This window comes from Coleofasciculus sp. FACHB-542, assembly GCF_014695825.1.
Taxonomy (GTDB): domain Bacteria; phylum Cyanobacteriota; class Cyanobacteriia; order Cyanobacteriales; family FACHB-T130; genus FACHB-T130.
Window position 1 is genome coordinate 25,278 of the sequence record NZ_JACJPB010000021.1, and the last position, 22,717, is coordinate 47,994.

Annotated in this window: 21 protein-coding genes and 1 pseudogene; 8 read left to right on the forward strand and 14 right to left on the reverse strand. The window is 50.2% G+C overall.

Going from position 1 to position 22,717, the window contains the following annotated elements; all coding sequences use genetic code 11:
• The first annotated feature begins 56 nt into the window (after positions 1 to 56).
• From dnaJ to H6F52_RS05635, 4 genes are read left to right on the forward strand one after another with little or no spacing between them, the layout of a single operon-like run.
• Complete coding sequence (gene dnaJ, locus H6F52_RS05620; protein WP_190526929.1) at positions 57 to 1,181, forward strand: molecular chaperone DnaJ; 1,125 nt, start codon at positions 57 to 59, stop codon at positions 1,179 to 1,181.
• Positions 1,181 to 1,456, forward strand: coding sequence for a sulfurtransferase TusA family protein (locus H6F52_RS05625; RefSeq protein ID WP_190413870.1), 276 nt, complete (start codon positions 1,181 to 1,183; stop codon positions 1,454 to 1,456). Before dnaJ ends, H6F52_RS05625 begins: the two co-directional genes overlap by 1 nt.
• The gene (gene rsgA, locus H6F52_RS05630; protein WP_190532663.1) at positions 1,453 to 2,625 is read left to right on the forward strand and encodes a small ribosomal subunit biogenesis GTPase RsgA; all 1,173 of its coding nucleotides are present in this window, start codon (positions 1,453 to 1,455) and stop codon (positions 2,623 to 2,625) included. Before H6F52_RS05625 ends, rsgA begins: the two co-directional genes overlap by 4 nt.
• Positions 2,626 to 2,642: 17 nt before the next feature.
• A complete protein-coding gene (locus H6F52_RS05635; protein WP_190436270.1) occupies positions 2,643 to 2,990 on the forward strand; it encodes a hypothetical protein in 348 nt (115 codons plus the stop codon).
• A 77-nt stretch (positions 2,991 to 3,067) separates the two neighbouring features.
• Here the strand turns inward: H6F52_RS05635 and H6F52_RS26350 are convergent.
• From H6F52_RS26350 to H6F52_RS05665, 6 genes and pseudogenes are all read right to left on the reverse strand, one after another.
• Positions 3,068 to 3,451 (reverse strand): annotated as a pseudogene (locus H6F52_RS26350) (alpha/beta hydrolase); the annotation flags it as partial.
• A 161-nt stretch (positions 3,452 to 3,612) separates the two neighbouring features.
• Positions 3,613 to 4,674, reverse strand: a complete 1,062-nt coding sequence (locus H6F52_RS05645; RefSeq protein ID WP_190413822.1) for an NAD(P)-dependent alcohol dehydrogenase — start codon at positions 4,672 to 4,674, stop codon at positions 3,613 to 3,615.
• 224 nt (positions 4,675 to 4,898) lie between these two features.
• The gene (locus tag H6F52_RS05650; protein WP_190532666.1) at positions 4,899 to 5,693 is read right to left on the reverse strand and encodes an SDR family oxidoreductase; all 795 of its coding nucleotides are present in this window, start codon (positions 5,691 to 5,693) and stop codon (positions 4,899 to 4,901) included.
• A 23-nt stretch (positions 5,694 to 5,716) separates the two neighbouring features.
• On the reverse strand, positions 5,717 to 6,811 hold the full coding sequence (locus H6F52_RS05655; protein WP_190526917.1) for an alpha/beta hydrolase: 1,095 nt from the start codon (positions 6,809 to 6,811) through the stop codon (positions 5,717 to 5,719).
• A gap of 83 nt (positions 6,812 to 6,894) precedes the next feature.
• Complete coding sequence (locus H6F52_RS05660; RefSeq protein WP_199300422.1) at positions 6,895 to 7,422, reverse strand: cyclophilin-like fold protein; 528 nt, start codon at positions 7,420 to 7,422, stop codon at positions 6,895 to 6,897.
• A complete protein-coding gene (locus H6F52_RS05665; RefSeq protein ID WP_190532843.1) occupies positions 7,422 to 7,925 on the reverse strand; it encodes a cupin domain-containing protein in 504 nt (167 codons plus the stop codon). The genes H6F52_RS05660 and H6F52_RS05665 overlap by 1 nt, the downstream gene beginning before the upstream one ends.
• A gap of 360 nt (positions 7,926 to 8,285) precedes the next feature.
• Here H6F52_RS05665 and H6F52_RS05670 point away from each other — a divergent pair, with 360 nt between their 5' ends.
• Positions 8,286 to 9,269: an AraC family transcriptional regulator gene (locus H6F52_RS05670; RefSeq protein WP_190532846.1), complete on the forward strand. Its 984-nt coding sequence runs from the start codon at positions 8,286 to 8,288 to the stop codon at positions 9,267 to 9,269.
• 365 nt (positions 9,270 to 9,634) lie between these two features.
• Here the strand turns inward: H6F52_RS05670 and H6F52_RS05675 are convergent, their stop codons facing one another.
• The 3 genes from H6F52_RS05675 to H6F52_RS05685 all read right to left on the reverse strand — a co-directional run bounded on the left by H6F52_RS05675 (position 9,635) and on the right by H6F52_RS05685 (position 11,497).
• Positions 9,635 to 10,534 (reverse strand): class I SAM-dependent methyltransferase, encoded by a 900-nt coding sequence (locus H6F52_RS05675; RefSeq protein WP_190532669.1) that lies wholly within the window; start codon positions 10,532 to 10,534, stop codon positions 9,635 to 9,637.
• A 136-nt stretch (positions 10,535 to 10,670) separates the two neighbouring features.
• Positions 10,671 to 11,033 (reverse strand): GUN4 domain-containing protein, encoded by a 363-nt coding sequence (locus H6F52_RS05680; RefSeq protein WP_190532671.1) that lies wholly within the window; start codon positions 11,031 to 11,033, stop codon positions 10,671 to 10,673.
• Positions 11,034 to 11,275: 242 nt separating this feature from the next.
• On the reverse strand, positions 11,276 to 11,497 hold the full coding sequence (locus tag H6F52_RS05685) for a helix-turn-helix transcriptional regulator (RefSeq protein ID WP_190413812.1): 222 nt from the start codon (positions 11,495 to 11,497) through the stop codon (positions 11,276 to 11,278).
• A 118-nt stretch (positions 11,498 to 11,615) separates the two neighbouring features.
• Here H6F52_RS05685 and H6F52_RS05690 point away from each other — a divergent pair, with 118 nt between their 5' ends.
• A complete protein-coding gene (locus H6F52_RS05690) occupies positions 11,616 to 12,071 on the forward strand; it encodes a hypothetical protein (protein ID WP_190532675.1) in 456 nt (151 codons plus the stop codon).
• Between the two features lie 69 nt (positions 12,072 to 12,140).
• On the opposite strand, the gene H6F52_RS05695 is transcribed toward H6F52_RS05690, so the two are convergent.
• The 4 genes from H6F52_RS05695 to H6F52_RS05710 form a co-directional block, all read right to left on the reverse strand.
• Complete coding sequence (locus H6F52_RS05695) at positions 12,141 to 13,520, reverse strand: serine/threonine-protein kinase (protein WP_190532678.1); 1,380 nt, start codon at positions 13,518 to 13,520, stop codon at positions 12,141 to 12,143.
• 46 nt (positions 13,521 to 13,566) lie between these two features.
• Positions 13,567 to 14,796, reverse strand: coding sequence for a DUF445 family protein (locus tag H6F52_RS05700; protein WP_190532681.1), 1,230 nt, complete (start codon positions 14,794 to 14,796; stop codon positions 13,567 to 13,569).
• A gap of 140 nt (positions 14,797 to 14,936) precedes the next feature.
• Positions 14,937 to 15,638, reverse strand: coding sequence for a bifunctional demethylmenaquinone methyltransferase/2-methoxy-6-polyprenyl-1,4-benzoquinol methylase UbiE (gene ubiE / locus H6F52_RS05705; protein WP_190532684.1), 702 nt, complete (start codon positions 15,636 to 15,638; stop codon positions 14,937 to 14,939).
• Positions 15,639 to 15,704: 66 nt separating this feature from the next.
• Positions 15,705 to 16,652 (reverse strand): response regulator, encoded by a 948-nt coding sequence (locus H6F52_RS05710; RefSeq protein WP_190413807.1) that lies wholly within the window; start codon positions 16,650 to 16,652, stop codon positions 15,705 to 15,707.
• Between the two features lie 244 nt (positions 16,653 to 16,896).
• Here H6F52_RS05710 and H6F52_RS05715 point away from each other — a divergent pair, with 244 nt between their 5' ends.
• The gene (locus tag H6F52_RS05715) at positions 16,897 to 17,997 is read left to right on the forward strand and encodes a RuBisCO accumulation factor 1 (protein WP_190413806.1); all 1,101 of its coding nucleotides are present in this window, start codon (positions 16,897 to 16,899) and stop codon (positions 17,995 to 17,997) included.
• A gap of 310 nt (positions 17,998 to 18,307) precedes the next feature.
• Here the strand turns inward: H6F52_RS05715 and H6F52_RS05720 are convergent, their stop codons facing one another.
• Positions 18,308 to 20,128 (reverse strand): glycosyltransferase family 39 protein, encoded by a 1,821-nt coding sequence (locus H6F52_RS05720; RefSeq protein WP_190532687.1) that lies wholly within the window; start codon positions 20,126 to 20,128, stop codon positions 18,308 to 18,310.
• A gap of 231 nt (positions 20,129 to 20,359) precedes the next feature.
• Between H6F52_RS05720 and H6F52_RS05725 the strand changes: the two genes are divergently transcribed.
• A complete protein-coding gene (locus tag H6F52_RS05725) occupies positions 20,360 to 22,717 on the forward strand; it encodes an ATP-dependent helicase (RefSeq protein WP_190436609.1) in 2,358 nt (785 codons plus the stop codon).

The following is a 22,717-nucleotide window of genomic DNA, read 5'->3' on the forward strand; positions in this document are numbered from 1 at the left end:
TAAAGTTTTCATTTTTCCGTTCTCCTAACCCTTAACCCCTAAAGAAGCAGCGTTCTATGGCCCGCGACTACTATGAAATTCTCGGGGTCTCCCGTGACTCAGACAAAGAGGAAATTAAGCGTGCCTATCGCCGTCTGGCCCGGAAATATCACCCGGATGTCAATAAAGAGCCAGGGGCGGAAGAACGCTTTAAAGAAATCAATCGAGCATACGAAGTCCTTTCGGAACCAGAAACCCGGACTCGCTACGATCGCTATGGAGAAGCCGGGGTGGCTTCTGGTGTCGGAGCTGGCCCAGACTTAGGCGATATTGGTAACTTTGCCGATATTTTTGAAAGCTTCTTCAGTGGGTTTGGGGGTGCCGGGGGTCAAACGGCTGCTCGCAGACGTAGCGGTCCCGTTCGCGGTGACGACCTGCGGTTAGATTTAAAGCTGGAATTTCGGGAAGCCGTCTTTGGGGGCGAAAAAGAAATCCGGATTCCCCATCTAGAAACCTGTGCTACCTGTAGCGGTGCAGGTGCCAAGCCGGGAACGCGACCGCGAGCCTGTCCGACTTGCAGTGGTTCCGGTCAAGTGCGTCGTGCGACACGGACTCCCTTTGGTAGCTTTACCCAAGTCTCTGTCTGTCCCACCTGTAACGGTGAAGGACAGGTAATTGAGGACAAGTGTGAAACTTGCGGAGGCGTCGGTCGCAAACAGGAGACGAAAAAGCTTAAAATTACTATCCCTCCAGGGGTAGATAATGGAACCCGGCTACGCGTTTCTAAAGAAGGAGACGCTGGTCTGCGCGGTGGGCCTCCGGGAGATTTGTACGTCTATTTGTTTGTTGAGGAAGACGCAGAGTTTCATCGGGATGGGATTAACGTCCTGTCAGAGATTAAGATTAGCTACTTGCAGGCGATCTTAGGATGCCGTCTGGAAGTGAATACAGTAGATGGGCCGGTAGAGTTAACAATTCCGGCGGGAACGCAACCGAATACGGTGCTGACGCTAGAAAATCATGGCGTACCCAAACTAGGGAACCCAGTCAGCCGGGGAGATCACCTGATTAATGTAGGAATTGATATTCCCAATCGGATTACGGCTGAAGAACGGGAACTGCTGGAGAAGCTGGCTAAAATCAAAGGCGATCGCACTGGGAAAGGCGGTTTAGAAGGATTTTTAGGAGGGTTGTTCAAGTGATCGACAATCCAGCGACTGCAACGGATGTGCCGGACGCTCAGCTGGACTTGCGGGGGACGCCTTGCCCGATTAACTTCGTTCGCACTAAACTCCGCCTAGAACAAATGGCACCCGGTACCTTATTAGAAGTGTGGCTAGATCCGGGTGAGCCAATTGAGCAGGTTCCTGATAGTTTAGCGATGGCGGGCTACACAATTGAAGAGACGCGATTCATTGCGTCTGAAGACCGCACAGGCTTTTTTGCCCTGAGGGTGAGGCGTCCAGCTTCCCTATGAGTTCTGTACCACCTCCGTCGCTACCGCCGACAGGAGAGGAGAGGGAGGAGATATTTCCAGATCCGGTTGATCGGTTCGAAGAATCTTCGCCGTTAATTGGGACGGTGGTGGCTGTGCAGGCGAATTTCTATCAAGTGCGACTAGACCTCAGTAGTCCGGAGTTAGAATCTGACACCCCGCCGATAACTCCCTTTCTCCTGTGTACTCGTCGGGCAAGGCTGAAAAAAATAGGTCAGAAGGTGATGGTAGGCGATCGCGTTCTGATTGAGGAAGCTGACTGGGCAGGTGGACGGGGAGCGATCGCCGAAGTTTTCCCCCGCACAAGCGAACTAGATCGTCCTCCAGTGGCAAATGCTCAGCAAATTCTTCTCGTTTTTGCCCTAGAAGAACCTACGTTGGATGCCTATCAATTGAGTCGTTTTCTGGTAAAAGGAGAGTCTACTGGCTTAGAAGTCTGCCTTTGCTTAAATAAAAGCGATTTAGTGACAACTGACCAACTCAACCAATGGCGCGATCGCTTGCAAGGATGGGGCTACCAACCGATATTTATCAGCGTCCACACAGGTCGAGGTCTAGAAGAATTCCAGCATCAACTAAATCATAAAATTACTATTTTTGCGGGTCTTTCTGGCGTCGGGAAATCGAGCATCGTAAACTATCTTATTCCCAGCGTCAATCTGCGCGTCGGAGAAGTTTCCGGCAAACTCAGCCGAGGGCGTCATACGACGCGACACGTTGAATTGTTTGAATTACCGACAGGCGGATTCATTGCAGATACCCCTGGATTCAACCAACCAGACTTGGATGCGACTCCGGAAGAGTTAGTGCATTATTTCCCAGAAGCACGCCAGCGCTTAGCGGTTGCCCGATGTCAATTTAGTGATTGCCTGCATCGGGATGAGCCGAATTGTGCGGTGCGAGGGGATTGGGAACGTTACGATCATTATCTAGATTTTCTGAAAGATGCGATCGCTCTTTCTACTCATCTGAACCAACAAGCCGATCCCGACGCCACCCTGAAAATGAAAACCAAGGGTAAAGGGCACAGTCAATACGAACCCAGGTTAGAAGCCAAAAAATACCGTCGTCCTTCCCGTCGGACTCAACAGCAGGCACTTGACCAAGTGTATCAAGACACGGATTTTTCAGAAAAGATGGAAGATGAATAAAAAAGAGGGTTAGATTTATGCAGCAAATCGATCTCGCTGCGGCATCTCAACCTCTGCCCAAATTAATTGAGGTGGCACTTCGTGGTGAAGAAGTCACGATCTCGAAAGACAAGCATCCTGTTGTCAAATTAGTGCCAGTCTCGCCCCTGAAGCGTCCTCCTCAGTTTGGGAGCGTACAAATCCTCCATCGACGGACATCGCATGTCCAATTACAAACGAAGTCGCATCCGAATCAAGCCAAAGAACCGCTTCGGGGATTTCGTCAGGCTTACTCGTTGTCACGTCGCTCTCCAGAGTTGAGCTTCCACGGAAGGTGGTCGCAAACGGGCGCTCGATCTCGGATAAGGATAGTTCCTCGAACTTAGCCGCTCAGGCTATACCCCACGTTGTTGACGACGACGTCAATGTGACTAAATACTCGTCACGCCCGGACTCGACGACCGCTCTCGCCCCAGAAAGACAAATCGAGGGACAAGGTGACGAATCCCTGCTCAACCAGCTTTTGGGCATACAGATTTGCGCTCTGTTCTTTGACTGCGCCCATTGGGTGCCCGACAATGATTGCGGGATTCTTGGTGTTCTGATCTAAGGCTTTGGGAATGAAGAGATTCCCAGCAACCTGCATATTGTATTGGTTTCTGAACGTAACCTTCTGCACCGTCACCTTGTCGCTCCTATAGAAGTTGTCTGCCGCCTCGACCACAGGGGACTGCTACACGAGTGCTTGGGGGCTATTACGCCAAACGTGTGTTTTGTCGAGTGCAAATGCCGCCGTTGCGCCGATTGCACTCATCAAGAGGGTTGGTATTAGAACGCGGTGTTTCATTGATTTGTTCGTATGTGTGGGTTTATCTAGCGGGTTAGCTTCGGTTCGACGCGCCTGCCTTCAGCGGGGCTATGTCGATGACGAAGTGATAGCGCGCGTCCTTGTTCACCAAGCGCTCGTAAGCGCGTTTGCATTGGTACTCCTGCGAAGTTTCACCTCGGTTATTCAGATTTCAGAGAAGCCATATCAATTACAAAGCGATATTTCACATCGGACTTGAGCAGTCGCTCGTAGGCTTCGTTGACCTTCTGGATGGGGATGACTTCAACATCGGCGGTGATATTGTGTTCACCGCAAAAGTCGAGCATCTCTTGGGTTTCGGCGATGCCGCCGATCATAGAGCCAGAAAGACTGCGGCGACTCATAATCAGACTAAATGCCGCGACATCTAGAGGCTTTTCAGGCGCACCAACCAGGGTGATGTTACCGTCGAGGTCCAGCAGGTTGAGATAAGCATTAATGTCGTGCTTGGCAGCGACGGTATCGAGGATAAAATCGAAGCTACCAGCGTGCTTTTGCATCTCGTCAGCATTGCGGGAAACAACAACTTCATCGGCACCCAGGCGGAGCGCGTCTTCTTTCTTGTCGGGGGACGTGGTAAAGACAACAACGTGCGCTCCCATTGCATGAGCAAGCTTCACGCCCATGTGCCCCAATCCGCCCAGACCGACCACACCTACTTTCTTACCCTCTGTAACTCCCCAATGACGGAGTGGCGAATACGTGGTAATGCCTGCACATAGGAGCGGTGCAACTCCAGCTAGATCGAGGTTTGGGGGAACGCGCAGCACGAAGCGTTGATCGACAACAATGCTATTGGAATAGCCACCATAGGTAACTGGAGCGGTCTTGTGCTTGTCTGGAGAGTTGTAGGTGAAGATCGCATTTTGGCAAAACTGCTCAAAGCCAGCCTTGCAATTGGGACAGTGACCATCCGAATCGACCATGCAGCCAACTCCCACTAGATCGCCCGACTTGAACTTGGTCACTGCCGAGCCGACCTGAGTGACCCGTCCAACAATCTCATGACCGGGAACGATCGGGTAGGTTGTGGACATGAAATCGCTCCACTCGTCCCGCACTGAATGGAGGTCGGAGTGGCAGATGCCACAGAAAAGAATTTCAATCTGAACGTCGTGCTCCGTAGGATCGCGCCGTGCGATCGTGTCGGAGGCCAGCGGTGATGTTGCACTGACTGCGGAGTAAGCTTTGGCGTTGTACATAAATTGATGCTCCAATCTGGAAGATAAGCTGGTTTACTTCTACTCGGTCTTGAATCTGTCCTGGTATTGTTCGTTGCTGACCTTTTCCATCCAGTCTAAGGGCTTGGCGTCGAGTACCTCCTGAGTAGCGATATGAGTCATCGCCGTTGGCGGTGAAGGAGACGATGGCGACAATGCTTTATTGTCGTGCGTTTAGGGTTCGATCGGGTTGGCGTTGCACATCACTACACCGTTTGACCGCCATCGATGACCAGGGCGTGCCCAACAGCGAAGGAGGACGCATCCGAACACAGCCAGATGACGGCATTGGCGATCTCTTCGGGTTGACCCATCCTGCCAATTGGTTCCTGCGAGATCACTCGTTCTCGTCCTTCGGGAGTGCCGCCGCTGAAGCGATCCATCATCGGGGTGTCGATGATTCCGGGACACACAGCGTTGATGCGAATGTTTTGTGAGGCGTAGTCGAGTGCCGCCGCCTTGGTCAGTCCGACCACGCCGTGCTTTGCAGCCACGTAAGCCGCTTGACCTTTGAAGCCTTTGACTCCAGCACCTGAAGAGGTATTCACGATCGCGCCACCCCCTTGCTTGAGCATCAGCGGGATTTCGTGCTTTAGGCACAGGAACACGCCGCGCAGGTTGATGTTGACGATGCGGTTCCACTCCTCCTCTGTAAGGTCGGCTGTCGCCGCTATCTTCTGTTCCACGCCAGCGTTGTTGAAGGCAAAGTCCAGTCGCCCGAAAATCTCAATGGTCTTATCCAGAGCCGCCTTCACGTCCTCGGCTCGCGTCACGTCGCACCTGATGGCGATTGCCTTCGGCAGCAGCGAAGCTCCCGCCCGCCCGTCGAGTTCCTCAATTATGCGGACTGTTTCTTGATTGCCTTGTTCTGAAATGTCAGCGACCACCACGTTAGCGCCCTCACGGGCAAATGCCAGCGCTGTCGCTCGACCGATGCCGTTCGCTGCTCCGGTGACAAAAGCCACCTTATCTGTGAAGTTTCCATTCGAGTTGAGTAGCATATATTCTCCTGCCAGTTTCTCGCTTACCGACTGAGGTGCTGATTGAAAAAGGATGCAAGCTTGTCCCACGGGATAAGGTTCACCCGGTCGTACAAATCGACGTGTCCCGCGTTCGGAACGATATAGAGATCCTTTGGCTCGGCTGCGCGTTTGTAGGCATCTTCGCTGAACTCCTTAGAATGTGCATTGTCACCCGTGATGAACAGCATGGGACGAGGCGAAATCGTTTCAATGTCATCGAACGGGTAAAAGTTCATGAATTTGACGTTGCTGGTAAGCGTCGGATGCGTTGTCAGTTTCGGCGACGAACTTTTGGGGGTGTATTCGCCCCTAGGAGTGCGGTAAAAGTCATAGAACTCACGCTCAATGGGGGTAGAGTTCTCATTGAGTTCATGCACGGTTCCGCTTGTGTATTTGGTCTCGCCGCCCGTGAACTCCGCATAGCGTTGCTGGGCCGCCTCTGCGATCCATTTCTTCCTTTGTTCCAGGGTCGTAGAATGCTTAAGCCCGTTGCGAGCGGCAGCACCCATGTCATACATACTGACCGTCGCAATAGCCTTCATGCGCGGGTCGATCTTGGCGGCGCTGATGACGAAGCTCCCGCTGCCGCAAATCCCGAGAACGCCAATCCGATCCCTGTCAACGAATGGTCGAGTGCCCAGAAAATCGACCGCAGCACTGAAATCCTCGGCATAAATATCCGGCGAAACAACGTTGCGAGGCTGCCCCTCACTCTCGCCCCAGAAAGACAAATCGAGGGACAAGGTGACGAATCCCTGCTCAGCCAGCTTTTGGGCATACAGATTTGCGCTCTGTTCTTTGACTGCGCCCATTGGGTGCCCGACAATGATTGCCGGATTCCTGGCGTTCTGATTCAAGGCTTTGGGGATGAAGAGAGTCCCAGCAACCTGTATGTTGTATTGATTTTTGAATGTAACCTTCTGCATGGTCACCTTGTCGCTCTTATAGAAGTTGTCTACCCCCTCAACCACAGCGGACTGCTGCACGGGTGCTTGGGATATCTTCTTACGTGAGACGTGTGTTTTGTCGAGCGCAAATGCCGCCGTTGCACAGATTGCACTCATCAAGAGGGTTGGTATTAGAACGCGGTGTTTCATTGATTTGTTCGTATGTGTGGGTTTATTTAGCGGGTTCACTTTGGCTCAATAGCCGTCGCAAGCAGTTTCATTTCGTACCCTCTTTACTGCGATCGCAACTCGATCGTCACTTTTACAGAACCAGGCACATTCAATGCCTCGATGTCACCGTCAATTTTTCCGAGAATAATGAGTCCGTTTGAGTATCCAAAATCGTTGTAATACATCGCCAAATTCCCCCAGGGAGCGTAATAAGCAATATCTCCAACCGCAGGATCGCTGCCCGGAGGTGCATCTTCTGTGGATAATCGTCTTGGCAAATCACTAATTTTTTCGGTGTTTGCGTAATCTTTTAGCGTCAGTGTTAATGGCAGCAGGGAAATAAAATCCTGAGTGGTTTTGCTGTCAATCAAGGTGGCTGTTACGACCTTGTTTCCGATCTGGATGTTGATCTTCATCCTGTTTGCCTGCTCGGTTGATAGTTCAGTTGGTATCTCTGACGGGGCATTTCTGGTCATACTATTGTCGGCACGGCAGGCTGAGGAACTCAGGGACATCGCCAGGGCGAGAAGCAAAATCAGCATTCGCTTCTGACCGTTTTTTACTTTGGTGGGAAACCCTCTTAAAAGCATCAGGATCTCCCTTCATACTGCTCGTCGCTGACCTGTTCCATCCAGTCCACAGCGGTGCCGTCGATCGCCTCCTGAATGGCGATGTGAGTCATGGTTGTGGTGGCTGTGGCTCCGTGCCAGTGTTTTATGTCCGGTGGAATCCAGACGACATCACCAGGTTTGATTTCCTGAATTGGTTCACCCCATTGCTGAACCCAGCCAACTCCAGCCGTCACAATCAGAGTTTGCCCCAGGGGATGGGTATGCCATGCGGTTCGGGCACCTGGCTTGAAGGTGACACTTGCACCAGATGCACGGGATGGATCGTGTACCGGAAAAAGAGGATTGATACTCACAGAACCCGTGAAATATTCGGCTGCTCCTTCGGTGGAAGGCTGCGAACCATTCCGCGTGATTTCTACGCTCTGTGGGCGATCGCCAGATGAGACTTGTGTATGCCCTGCCTGTGCAAACCCCAAAGCTAATAAGGAAAATGCCATGACAGGTATCGTGAGCCGTTTCATTTCTATTCCTCCATGCTTGTGTTTAGCCGTGCAAAGCTTTCCCACAGCGACCAATGCCTGCCGTGGATTTGAGGATGCTTCTCGTGCAATCGCAAGAAGCGCTTGACCAAATAAACCTGAGTGTTCTCTTGAAGAGAAATCCAGACGCTTACAAGAAGCCGGAATCACGTTTCATTGCTTTAACCTCATTCTAGGAATCTTGAAAGGCAAGCAATAGGACGATTGTCTAGGATGGTTGTACAATCCTGCAAACTTGCACCGCTTTCGATTCAAGCCGCGCTAGATTCTTATACAGGCTTAGCTGCCAAACCCTTTCTAGACCTTGATGTGTCTATAAATCGATTTGAACGGACATCAGAAATGAACGCTGCAAGAACGAGTGAAAAGTCCGATAGAGCGTTGATGAATAACCCTCAGGCAAAGCGTGAAGCAGACCGAGCGCAAGCCAACCGAGAGGAACTAAGGGAGCGAATTGCCCAAGCGATTCGTCAAGATGGAGCGATCGAGCTGCTGAAAGGATTGCACTTCTATCGCACCTCGTCTCCTTCGGAATGCTTTCATAGTGTCTCTATTCCTGCCTTTTGTGCGATCGCTCAGGGCAGTAAAGAAGTGCTGCTAGGCAGCGATCGCTATCAGTACGATCCGATGCACTATCTGCTGGGGACAGTCGAACTGCCGATTGCCAGCCAAATTCTAGAAGCAACTCAGGAAAAACCGTACCTAGGTCTTCGTCTCGATCTCGACCCTACCCTCGTTGGCTCAGCTATGGTTGAGGCAGGCTATCCCTCAGCGCAACGGGGTGCTAGTGTAAAAGCGATCGACGTGAGTCCGTTGGATGCAGACTTGTTGGATGCTGTGGTGCGGCTTGTCAGGCTTCTCGATTCTCCTGCCGAAACCCATGTGCTTGCACCCCTGATTAAACGGGAAATTATCTACCGACTCCTAATGGGAACGCAAGGAAATCGGCTGCGTCAGATTGCCGTTCTAGGTGGCTACACTCACCACATCGCCAGAGCGGTCGATCGACTTCGCAAAGACTTTAACCAGCCGCTTCGGATTGAAAGCATCGCACGCGATCTAGGAATGAGTGTCTCAGGCTTCCACCATCACTTCAAGTCAGTCACTGCTATGAGTCCTTTGCAGTTTCAGAAGCAACTACGGCTTCAAGAAGCTCGCCGTCTGATGCTGGGGCAAAACCTTGACGCTAACAGTGCTGCCTACCATGTGGGTTATGATGACGCCTCGCACTTCAACCGGGAATACAAGCGGCTCTTTGGTGCACCACCGATGCGTGATGTGGAGCGGCTGCGAGAAGCTGCCAGGGAGACTGCTGGTTCAATATGACTCTTCAAGACTCCTAATCTTGCCAGAAGTCGCTAAAAAGTTTCTACCGGATAGATGTTCTAATTCGTTATAGGGCATTTTAACTCCCTCTTGCCGTCCTTCTTCCTAAAGTTTTCCCGATTCTCCTTTACCTTGATCGCTAACTGGCACATTGCTTTCCTATTTATGCAGGAGGTCTAAGGATGACACTCTATAGACAATGTTACGGTACGTGCCCACCGAGAAACGAAGCAGGCTAACTATCATTTCATCAGACTGATACAATCTGTTTAACTCCTTTAATTCGGGCAATTATCGCTCTTTTGTTGCTCGCGTTAGAGTAAAAGTTAAAACTCTTGCATCAAAGGAATTTGACCAATTTAGTATTAGCGTCGGGCTGACCAGTTGCGTCTATCTACTTTGGCACCGCCTAATATATCCACGCTTCCAATAATGGTGTTGTCAGAAATGCGCCCCTTAAACTGCATGGTTACTAGCTTCCCTTGCTTCGGCTGTGTAACTTTAAAACTCAGTTGGTCGCCGGTTAATTTCGCCTCAGTAATTGGTATTTCGTCATTGCTCATTCTCACCGTTCCCGTAACTTCTTGGAACTGTTGACGTAATTGCAGCGTGTAGGGGTTTTTGCTGCCAACGGATTGCATATTCCATTGCCAGGTTCCTGTTACCTGTGCGGGAATCACCCAATAGAAAACTCTATGAATGCGAGAACCGACCCGCAACACTTCAGTGCGATCGGGTTTCCATTCCTTCATGTCGAACTGGTGAGATACAACGGGCGTTCCGGGTTTGAGTTCGCGCAGGAGTTTCGGTCGCAGTTGGACGTTCACTTTAGGCAGCAGGTAAAGCGTCACCACGGTGGCCTCGCTGAGGTCAGTTTGGAACAAATCTTGCTCGACAAACTTCACGCGATCGCTCACACTGGCTAATCTAGCTTTTTCGTTACTTTCCTGAATGAGTCGGGGGTTAATCTCGAAACCGACACCCTTCGCGCCAAATTCCTTCGCGGCTGCGATAACCAACCTTCCATCGCCAGAACCTAAATCGTAAACGACATCATCTTGAGTAACGTCAGCCATCTTTAGCATTGCTGTCACCACCTCGTTAGGCGTTGGCACATAGGGCACATCAGTCTGCGATCGCACGCCCTCCGGCAAGGGTGGAGGTTGAGCTTGGGAGACGGGTAGCGATCGCCCTTCTTGCCAGATGAAGAGGCTGCTAACACCCGCACACAACACCAAAAAGCCAAGGATTCGCTTCAAACGCATAGCAACTGATGACCTTTGTGAATGTGACGCTTCTCCTTATCTTGCCAGAAGCGATCGCTTGTGAAAACTAGATGACAAGAGAGAGCGATCGCTTCCCATCACTCGTCTTTTACAAATCTTATCAAACCGCTATAAATTACTTTTGGCTACAAGTTGCCAGTCTCGACGCGAGAGAAGACATTTCCACAATTAAAAATGAAGAACCCACGTCCCCATTAAGATAGAAATTAAGCGATCGCATCCAAGGAAGATGTCCTGCTGGTGCATCCAAGCTGAAGGTAAGTTCATCATATTCGCACCAACCTTGTTCAAACCATCCCAAGCGATCGCCAAAACTTTGCCAAGTTTTATCGCCAGCGTGCAGCTTACCACCGACACTCTGCCAGATACTCTTTTGTACGCTATAACCAAAATGCTCGTTGCTGGATCTTAACCATAGTTTTTCGATAGTACAAAAGTCTGGATAGGGAATCTTTTTAATCGCTTCTATATCTAGCAAACCTTCTTTTTCGATTGGTTATTTTAAGTACAACAGCCGCAGTTTCTTTATCAGCTTCTTTCCATTTCCATCTGCTAGTCAATCTTGCAGTCTGCTCTAGTCCATTCCTACTGCTGAAATTAATTGCACCGCCCCAAACCATCGATTGCAATGTTGAAACGCTTGGGTTCATTTTGACACAGTACCAAGAAATGTCCCCACAGCGCGATCGCTCACTTAAACTTTATTGAATGTTACGCCGCTTATTCTTGCACCACTTCCAACAAATCTTCAATTAACACGTCAAAGGTTCGCGCTAACTTTCTTAAAGCAGCTAAGTCCGCCATCACCATTCCCGGCGACACTGCATAAGTTTTGATGGTGCTGTAGGAGACTCCGGAACGTTCGGAAACCTCCTTCAGCGTCCAGCCTTCCTTGGCGGCAAACTCCCTAATCCGCAACTTTATTAACTCTGTTCTTGACATAGAGTTTAAATTTCGACTAAAATATTTTATCCAGTAAAAAGCGATCGCCCTTTGGCGTCGGAAACTGAAGAGCGATCGCTAATTCCACAAAAACTCCATGATATTGGAGTTAATTATTATGATATCAAGCTCACAGCCTGAAGCAAGGGTTGTTCATCAATTGGCTCGGTTTGTGACGAAAGAAGCGATCGCGCTTTTGCTTAACCTCAACCCCGAACAGATATATCGGATCGACTGTTGGCAATATGTCATCCACGTTGTTGGCAAAGGCGTGAGTACGTTTGTCAGCTATGCGGATCTGCCACCCATTTTAGGCGCAAAGACACCCACTACCAAAGATTTCCTCAGATGGCGCAAGCGTTGGAGAAAGCATCAATATAAAGCCCCCGGCTTTTGGGTGAAATTTTACGAGCAGAAACTAAACACAGCCCCTTCCTTGGCAGAAATGTACAGATGGGGGGAATTGCTGAGCGTCATTAAATCTGTGCTGTCAGAGGCTCAATTGCGGAGGTTGCGGAGTCTCTATGCCCAGAAAAAACAAGCAATGGAAAATTTTCAAATTCAACTTGTTTAAGAATTAATTTCCAGAAATCTTGCGAACCAGCTGCTTCAAAACAAAGCGATCGCTCTTGAGTTGATCTGCTTACAAATCGGGACGCGCCAGCAGCGACTCGCCAACCGTTACAAAACAACCCCAAACACCCCCCGAACCCCCAACTCGCCATCCCGGAAGATGTCCGGGGAGAGCATCGGAAGTGAAATTGAGGTCATTCCACCACAACCAAGTTTCGTTGACGCGCCAACCCACGCGATCGCCAAACGTGACAAAATCTTTCCCACACTCGTTGTAAATCCGCTTCTGGACGCTCAAGCCAAAGCGTCCGTTGCTGTAGTTTACCCAGAGAGTGTCGATGGTGCGTAAATCTTGCCCTGGAAACGATTCAATGTGTTCGTAATCCAGCCATTCTTCGTCCCGACGGGCTACCTTCAGCATAATCGCCGCCGTTTCCATATCGGCTTCTCTCCACTTCCCTGCTGCTAATAAATCCCGCAATTGACGGTAATTTTCCCCCGCCTCCGGACTCAGCTTGTTGTGAGAGTCTGAAGAAACAAACATTGTCGTGGGAAGCGTGGTGTCAGACGTAGTAATGACTGATTCAACGTTTCGGATGGGTAACGTCGCCGCATCTTGATTCAGACTGCTGAAATTAAATAAATCCAACCAAGCTTGCACGGAAGCAGGACGATTCTCTGGTTCAAACTCCATACCTTGGAGAATTGCCAGCTCAAGGCGATCGCTAATACTAGAATTAATTTGTCTCGGTGCCTCTAAGGGAACTTTCGCCGCCCTGGCAAAAGCCGGAGTCGGGCGCTTTCCCGTGAGTAAATAATACAGAGTTGCAGCGAGGGCGTAGACATCCGTATACTCGCCTCGCCTCGCTTCCTCAGCATATTGCTCAATCGGTGCAAAACCGTGGGTTAAAGCTTGAGTATGAGCTTGGGTAGTATCCCGGATAAACTCCCGTGCAATCCCAAAATCAATCAAAACTGCCTCTAATTTCCCAGAACGCAGCATGATGTTGTGCGGCTTTACATCTCGATGCAGCAACCCTTTATCGTGAACGACGGTAAGCGCTTCACCAATCTGCTGAATGTAGCACAGTGCTTCTATTTCCGACAGCAGTCCCCACCTGTTCACCCACTTCCATAAATCTTCCCCTTCCACATATTCCATCGCCATACAGGGAAGCGAGCCTTCCTGAAAAGCATTGTCAATCTGTACGATATGCGGGTGACGACATAAGGCTAAGCGTAGCGCCTCATCTCGGAAATCCCGCTGAAATTTATCCCGGAAAGAAGCGAGTTCTGGGTTGTTGAGGACATCGTCCTTCAGCGTCTTGATGACAACTTGATTGCCTTTTCTGTCTTTAGCAAGATAGGTAATCCCAACACCACCCTGACCCAGGGGTCTTTCGATGATATAGCGATCGCCGTATAACCTCTGCCCAGCTGCCCAAGCCATAGCTTACGAAAGACTCCAAGACGAACCGTGTTAATTTTTGCACAGTTTAACGCAGCAACAGCAAAACCCCCTGTAACAAACCCACGACAAACCCTAAGATGCCTCCTAAATTAACAATTGCTTGCAATTCACTTTTTACGATGCCTTGAATTGCCATTTCTAATTCCGCCGCCGATGTTCCCTTGACTCGGTCAATAATCACCTGATCGATCGACAAAATCGGAATTACTTGAGCGACAATTTTTTCCAGATCCTCCTCCAAATAGCGCTCTAAAATTAAAGCCAATTCTTTGCTAACCACTTCTAAGGAAGCGTTGACAGCAGGCGATGTTCGCAGCCGACCCAGGATTAACTTAGCAATATTTTCCCAGTCCACAGAGTCACTCAATCCCTGCAACAAATCAGCGCCCCGCTCTTGAATATAACTGCGGACGCTGTCGCGCATCGTTTTCCGCAACTGGCGCACCGTCGAAACCGGCAAATTCTGTAAAGAGAGATTTTGCAGCCATTCCTGCAAACGTTCTCGAATTCCCAAAGAGAGAATCAACTCTGTTATCCGCTGATTTGTTTCCTCTTTTTCATCCAGGCAAAACGTCCGCAGGCGCGTCAGAGTGTTGCGAAGACCAAACAAATTCGCCACTACCCAGTAAGTGCCACTCGTCTTTGCCCGAAAGCCTTCATCAATGACTTGAATATTGCGGTCAGTCAGGAAATCTATCAAAGCTTGCCGCACAATATCTGGTGGTAGCACCACTTGCAATATCCAGTCAGAAAGCTTCTTTGCCTGATCGTCACTGAGCTGAAATTCCAACAAAACCTTATCAAAAATTTGGTTGAGTTGGACTTCCAGAAAATCCTCGCGGCGGGCTAAAACTTTCAGCAGCCGGGGAAACGATTCCCCCAGGAGATCCCGCAGAATTCCCGCCATAATTTTAGCGGTTTTCTGTTCGGCATCGGGTTTGACCTGCTCTAGTGCCAATCGGAGTAACCAAAGAATTGCTCCTTGCACCCGTTCTGTATGCAGCAGTCGTCGCGCCAGCTTTTGCAATTCTTCTGGCGTCAGCAACGACCCCATAATCGTGTCAGAAACCCGGTTGGCTAGGCGTTCCTGATTTCGGGGAATCAATCCAGGCGTGAAAGGGACGCGCCGCCCACCGATGTAAAGAGTCCGATAGGGGCGGAATAACATTTTAATGGCGATATCGTTGGTGAAATAGCCAATAATTGCACCAACGATCGGAGGACTGACGTAAAGCCAGAGGTTAGACCAATTCAAGGCGGCGATCCAATTAGGCAGGGGTTACGTTTTCAGGGAAGTTATGAATGTTGAATTTTAAGTGTTGAGTTAGGCCCAATTTATAACTCATAACTCAACACTCATGACTCAAAACTCATCTGCTGCCCCCTACTACCATCTTAGGCTTTGGTTACTACCAATACGCCCATAACCCCACCCGCAATCTGATAGTGGGTAGCGGCGGTAAATCCCGCTTTCCTAGCTAAATCCACTTGTTCGCTGCCTGTGGGAAATTTATCTAAGCTAGGGCTAATGTAGGCATATTCTTCCGTCAATCCCATTTCTTTGGCGGTTGGGACGACGATGGTATCGAGATACCACTGCTGAAAGCTTCGCATGAAACGATTGCTGGGACGATGGAAGTCTAGGATAGCGGCTTTGGCACCCGGCTTGAGGACGCGGTGCAATTCTTCCAGACATCGAGGAATATTGGTGACGTTGCGAAGTCCGTACCCCATTGTGGCGCAGTCGAAATGGTTGTCGGGGAAGGGGAGATTGAGGGCATCGCCTTCTATCCAGGTGATGGGGCACTCCTTTTGGGTGCCCCTATTTTCCCATCGCTCTCTCGCGATCGCTAATTGCGCCGGTGAAAAATCCACCCCAAATACTTGACCCTTCTCCCCTACCTGTCGCGCCAGTAGCTGGGCGATGTCACCACTCCCACAGCAGACATCTAAGCAAATATCTCCCCGACTCGCATGACTCCACTTCACCGTCATCAGCTTCCATACGCGGTGCTGTCCGAGACTTAAGCGATCGTTAAGCTCGTCGTAAACGGGTGCAATGCGGTCAAAGATGGCTTGAATATGCTCAGAGGTCATGATGTTTCAGTTGCTAACAGGTAAGGGCTAATGGCTAATTAGGAAATTACCATCAGCCCTTAACGATTACTGATGAGTGCGGGTCGTGGTTAGAACCAGAGCAATCTGCTGGGCGGATAAGTGAATGAATTTCAACTCATCTTCGCGTAGTTTACAGGGTCGTTTCCACTGGAGGGATAGCAACGCTAGTACGTCGCTCCGATAGATGATCGGGATCGCTAGATGCGCCTGGAGACCGGAAGCTTGGTATTGTTCGATACTTGCTGGAGGAGTCGTTCCCGGAGTATTTACCCAAACCTGAAGTTTTCGAGAGGCGATCGCATCCTGTACCAGAGGGTCTTTTTCCAGCCAGTTTTCCGTGTCGCCTACAGCACTATAAGTTCCTTTTGCCGCTACCAGCTGATTGCCATCTACCTGCTGTAAAATACAGCCATCTGCTGCGAAATTTCTGCCAAAGGCACTGGCGATGGGTTCTAGCGTTGCCTCTACATTGGGAGACTCCTGAGCCACTTGCACAATCGTTGCCAGCAGTGCCGTTTGTGCTTGAGCGCGATGCAGTTCCTCCGTGCGTTGCTTTAGCAATTCATAGGTATCTGCTGCCCGCTGGACTACCGCCTTTAATTCGTTGGGGTCCCAAGGCTTGGTAATGTACTTGTAGACTTGTCCAGAATTAATCGCTTCTACCAAATCTTCCACATCGGTAAAACCCGTGAGGATGATTCGTACCGTATCCGGGAACTTGGGCACGGTTCTGCTCAAAAATTCCGTTCCCTTCATTTCAGGCATCCGCTGATCGGAGATAATCACGGCTACTTCCCCTTCTGTCGCCAGCACTTCCAGGGCGTGAATACCGCTTTCGGCTCTCAGCACATTGAAATCTCGTCGAAAAGTGCGGTAGAGCAAGTCTAAATTATCTGGCTCATCGTCTACCACCAACATTTTGGGCTTCTTGGGGCGTTCTAGGCTCATTAACTGACGGCTGATACTATCAAGCTCTGGAATAGCATTGTCCATAACGATACAACAAACTCTTGGTCAACTTGTTAATGCAAATTCAGATACACAAAACATCTATCTTAAGACCGATTGTTTAGTAGCGCTTTCGGGACAAATGACATAACTAGGAATTCCTGGTTTGCGTCAAACAGACCGGACCTCAAACTAAACTTGCCATGTAAATTTATTCGTGACCCGAACGCGATACATTTAAAAACGTTCCTGGTCGCTTGATAGCGATGAAAAGCTTTTTGAGGTCATTATGACTGAAACACCTTCCGCAGACACTCCCGATCGTAGCCTTCAACCAGAGTCAGCGAACGTGAATGTTGAAGATTTGCTGTTCTCGCTCCGACGTAAAGAAGGAACCTGGGTTGACTGGGGACACGCCTGTGCCAAATTGCAAAAAGCCGGTTACAGTACCCAAGCGATTTTTGAGGCAACTGGCTTTGAGCCAATACATCAGAATCAAGTAATTGTAGGCTCACAGGTCTATACGTCTTTGGTCAACGGTGGGGCAGTAGAAGAAGTGCGATCGCACTATTCTCGCACTGGCAGTGATATTTTATACGAATTGCGGATTCTAACTGAGCCAGAACGGGTCGCAGCGGCAGACTTTATCCGCTCCAGAAACCTCGACGCCGATGTTGCCCGTGAAGTCGCCAAAGACGTGAAAGAATTGTCCCGGATGCGGACTCTACCGCAGGGATTTACCGACCATCCTGGAGACGCAGTTGCTTATCAGTATTGGAGACGGGCAAAACAATTAAGTAATTTGCAAGAGCGATCGCGTTTTATTGCACGCGGCTTAATGTTTGCTCACAGCCAAACTGCCCGAAATCAAATCGAACAGCTGCTAACCGAAGGAATTGCCGGTGCTGCCCCTCGTCGTGCCCCCTCTTTGCCCCTATACCGACTGGACGAGGACGAACAACTACCTCGGACGATACCCGTTGCGGGTGCCCTGCCCTTGACACCCGCAGACTTACAATTAGTTCCCCCAGTGGAACAAATTGAGCCGTTCCGGTTAGTGCAAACTTCTTGGAGTGGATCTTGGGTGTCTCTACCCGGTTGGCAAGTCGTCTTGAACGCACAAGACCCGGTCGTCATTCTCTGCAACAGCAGCCAGTTGCCCAGCCAACATACCAACAAACCGGAAGGAATTCTAGTTCTCATCGATCGATCTCGACAAGAATGGAATGACAGCAGCTATTTTATCGTTGACCAGTCAGGAGAGCTGCAACTTCACTGGTTCCCCGATGCTCCTACTGTGCCCATCTTGGGACAAATTATCCTAGTGTTGCGTCCGAAGAAAATTGTCGATGAAGACATGACTAAGGATTTATGGCAGATTGAAGAATAGTTGCCAATGGCTAATCAGAGTTTTGAGTTTTGAGTTACAGGAGAATTCTTTAATTCCAGGACTCAGGCAAAAACTCTCTCAAACTCTTATTCTTGTCTAAAGCGAAGATATAGCAGTCCTATTTGAGTTGTAAATTTTTTTAGGAACAGCGTTGGCGTTAGCCTCGCGTTCGCGTTAGCGCTTAGGAAGAGTAAGAAGAGAGAGCCAAGACTTCATAATCATTTAGGATTGCGATCGCGCTTCGCAAGGCTTACGCGGTTCATTTTGCCGTTCCTAGTGCGTAAGTCCTAGACTCAAAACTCAAAACTGGCTAACGACACCGATATAGCTGATAAGGAACCCCGATTCGGTAGTGCTGAGTAGAGTCAATCGTACAACTCGTTGGCTCGGCAAGTGCCAAAGACTGGGGATAATCGACCCGCTTGAGTCCAGGGGCAACCACCCACAAATTCAGTGGCGATTTCAAAGGAGTTTGGATGGCAGAGAGATTTTGCCAAAGGGCATCATAACTCGGTTTCGCGTTTAAGAAAGCAAAGTAGGCTTTTTCGCCCTCCGGCTCAAAATCACCGACGCGAGGTGCCCGGATTTTATCGACAGCAAGGGCAAAGCTTAACCCCAAAGCGACATCCTGGGAATCGTTGTATCCCACCACAACCATTAGAGGAACGGTCGGTTCTAAGTTCATATGGTGGGAGACTTGCAGGGGGTTAAAGGGCTTTAAGAATGCCAGGTTAAAAACGACAAAAACGCTGCTGAGAAGGCAAACTAGCAGTACAGCTGAGGACTGAGGACTCAGGAGTAAGTATGGATCTTGGCTTTGGTGCTGAGTTCGTGCATTTCCATCAAAATTTTCTTGGGCATCTTCAGTGGGCAATTCTTTTGCCGCAGTCCCGATGGTGAGGATAGCTCCCAAAAGGGCGCACAAAGCTGGGTAATAGACAAAGTGATAGCGAGGGGCAATGGTGATGTCTTTGTCCAGCAGGTAGACAATGGCTAAGAATTGCAGCAGCACGCAAAAAGTGAAACTACCCAAGGCGAAAATTGCTGAGGAATAGAGGGTTTTAAAGCGACTTGGATTGACCTGCGTGTGCCCTCCAGAGGCGGTTAATTGCCTCTTTCCCTTAAAAAAATTATAAATTTGCCTTCCCAGCCAACAGCCAAACAGAAGCATCAGCAGCCCCGATGGAATCGCAATCCATAAAGGCTGACTTTCTACGGGTAGGGCGATCGCCATCAGCAGCCAACCGACCAAAGTTTGGTATAAGGGCGCAACATTATGGGGAGACGGAAGCCAACTGGTTTCGGAACGTCCAGAATGTCCCAGTAGTACCGGCAACCAAGGCAGAAAGCTGAGTACAATCCCCAAAATTGTCAGACTCAGCCCAACCCAGGTGTGAATTTTAAGCGATCGCCGCCACCAGTAAAATATCGTCAGGAGCGTCACCAGCTGCGCCACGAAAGCCAAGACAAAAAAGTAGTGGACGTAGAAGGCAATACTGTTGACAACTCCCCAGCCAAGCCAAACGCGCCATCCCGTCTGCCGATTTTTTTCCAGGTCTTGCTGAATTTGAATGAATCCTACCAGTGCCAAGGTAATCAACAGCACCGGGAGGGTGTAGTGCCGTGCTTCTTGGGAGAGGTAGACGCCAAAAGGAGAAACCGCCATGATTGCGGCGGTCATCAAACCGACAGCGGGGAAGAAGGCGATGCGACCCAGCCAGTAAATTGCCGCGATCGCGCCGACTCCGAAAATCACAGGGAGCGATCGCAAGTCAGTGCTAAGAAGTAGGGGGACGGTAGCGCCGTGTCCGTACTCATGGCTGAGTATTTTTAGCCAGCCGTGCATCAGGCAAAAAAATAGGGGAGGATGGGTAGACTGAGTTGCCAGTGTATGAGCAATTTCAGCACAGCTAACCTCTGGCTTCAGGGTAAAAATTTGCTTTAAGGTTGATAGAGGAAAAACCACGTTGAGCGGGACATCATTGTAAGTCCGTCCCAAACTAAATAACCCTGTAATCACCTCATCTAGCCACAGCGGTTTCAGGTCAAGATGCCAAAACCGCAAAGCAGCGCCCAAGACAATTACCCCAGCTAGCGCTAAATAATGTAGAAAGAACTTTAGGCGATTCATGTTTTTCTGTTGTTAGCTGCTAATTAGTAAAAAGTTTTAAGTGTTAAATTTTGAACTAAAAAATTCTCTTGGAACTCAAACCTCAAACGCGATAAACCGCGACTCTACAACTCAAACCTCAAAACTTAAACCTTAGACGCGACAAACCGCGACTCTACAACTCAAAACTCTCACAAGCCATTAGCCATGAATGACGATAATCTTATTCACCCAGATGGTACAGCAGCCCAAATGGTGCCGGATTTGGCTCAGGTGTCGCTAGCAGCAGTGCGCGAACAGGCAATGCAGCGACTCCGCAATGGGTTGCGAGCGGGGCAGCAAAGCATGGCTGACTGGCGAGGTGGCCCTTTGGCGGTTTCTGCCGTACCCGGTGCGGGTAAATCGACCGGGATGGCAGTGGCGGCGGCATTAGCGATCGCTCGTTACCAATTGCATACTCGACGCTATTTAGTCGTTGTCACCTTTACTCGCTCGGCTGCGGCAAATATTAAAGCCAAGATTCGGCAGTGCCTGCGGGAGGATTTGCGACTACCGCAAACTGGCTTTGTTGTCCATACGTTACACGGTTTGGCACTGAATATTGCTACCCGCCATCCAGAGCTATCGGGTTTGAATTTGGAAACGGTAACTTTGGTTTCTCCGAACCAAAGTCACCGCTTAATTCGGGACTGCGTAGAGCGATGGATTTCTCACAATCCTCAGCGCTACTCCACGCTGCTGGAGGGATTGCAATTTGATGGGGAAGAAACCGAGCGGTTGCGCCGTCAGGCAGTTTTACGCACCGAAGTGTTGCCCAGTCTTGCAAACACGGTAATTCACGAAGCAAAAAGCTCTGGATTGTTGCCGGAAAATTTGTGGGAACTGGCAAGACAGACGCCGGATGATTATGGAATTTTGAGCGTCGCTGCCGGGTTGTACGAGCAATATCAAGCTTTATTGCGATCGCGCGACTTGATCGACTACGACGAAATGATTCTCGGTGCCCTGCGGGTGCTGCAAAACGAAAGCGCCCGCCAACTTTGGCAAAACCAAGTCTTTGCCGTCTTTGAAGATGAAGCCCAAGACTCTAGCCCCCTCCAAAGCCGACTTTTAGAAATTCTCGCCGCTCAACCCGCCAGCAATTCCCCAGCCCTCAACTTGGTGCGCGTGGGAGACCCCAACCAGGCGATTAACTCCACTTTCACCCCTGCCGATCCGATTTACTTCCGTCGCTTCTGCGAAGCCTGCCAAGCCCAGGAACGCTTGGCAACGATGGATCGAGCGGGTCGGAGTAGCCAGACGATTGTTGACGCCGCGAACTTCGTCCTGGAGTGGGTGAATCACACCTATGGGGGCAAACCCGACCGTAGAGGAACAACTTCGTCAAAATCCTCCCAAAACCCAACTGAACTGCCCTTTCGTCCCCAAACCATTCATCCCGTTGACGCAGGAGATCCCCAATCTGACGCCAACCCGGAACCAACGGGTCGAGGATTGGAAATCTATACCCCCCGCGACATTTACCATACCGTCCAGCTGATCGGAGAACGGACGATCGAATTATTTGAGAAAAATCCCAAAGGGCGGGCGGCGGTTTTGGTGCGGGAAAATCGGCAAGCCCGATTTGTGGCTGAAAGGCTGAGTTATCTGCAAAGCCAGCACAAGATTGAGGTGTACGACGTTTCCCAGAGCGATCGCCACTCTAACGTCCCCACCGAAATCCTCGCCCTCTTACAATTTCTCGATCGCCCCCACTCCCCCGACTATATAAAAGCCGCACTAGAGGTACTCGTACAGCGCCAGCTGATTCCCACCCAAGACCTCAACGCCCTCGCCACTTTTCCAGAGCAATTTCTCTATCCCGGCCCGCTCGATCCTCCCCAAACGCCGCCCGTGCATCAGGCGGCGCGGTACTGTCGCAGTTTGCTTCGCGCCCGCTTGGAACTGCCCCACTACCAATTGCCCACCTTTCTCGCTCTCACCTTAAAATACGACCCGTCCGAACTCGCCACAGCGGATAAATTAGCCGAACGGATCGCCCAACAAACCTACGGCAACAGTTCCATGAGTTCTACTCTGGAAGTCTTAAGCGAAATTGTGAATTCCGAACGCTTTGAACCCGTAGAAACTGAGGACACAGACGCCCGCTATGTCCGCGCCGGTCAACTCACCATCATTACGATGCACAAAGCCAAGGGATTGGACTGGGATTATGTCTTTATGCCGTTTTTGCACGAAGATAGTATTCCCGGCAGTCCTTGGGTGCCTACTGCTGCCCAATTCCTGGGCGATTTTACCCTAGCAGAGGTCGCTAGGGCGCAGATTCGCGCCAGTCTCCACGGTCAATATCCCTTACCCCCAGCACCCGCAGCCTGGGAACAAGCGGGACAGCTCAAAAACGCAGAGGAATTCCGCCTCCTCTACGTGGCGATGACACGAGCGAAGCGCCTACTCTGGATGGCAGCTGCTCAAAAGGGACCTTTCCGCTGGAACACCTTCAACTGGAATAATCAAGACAATTTACAGGAGAAAAAACCGTGTCCGGTGATACCCGCGTTAAAGAGTCGCTTTCCTAAATCGGTGGTTGCTCTGTCTAGGATGCCGAGTTAG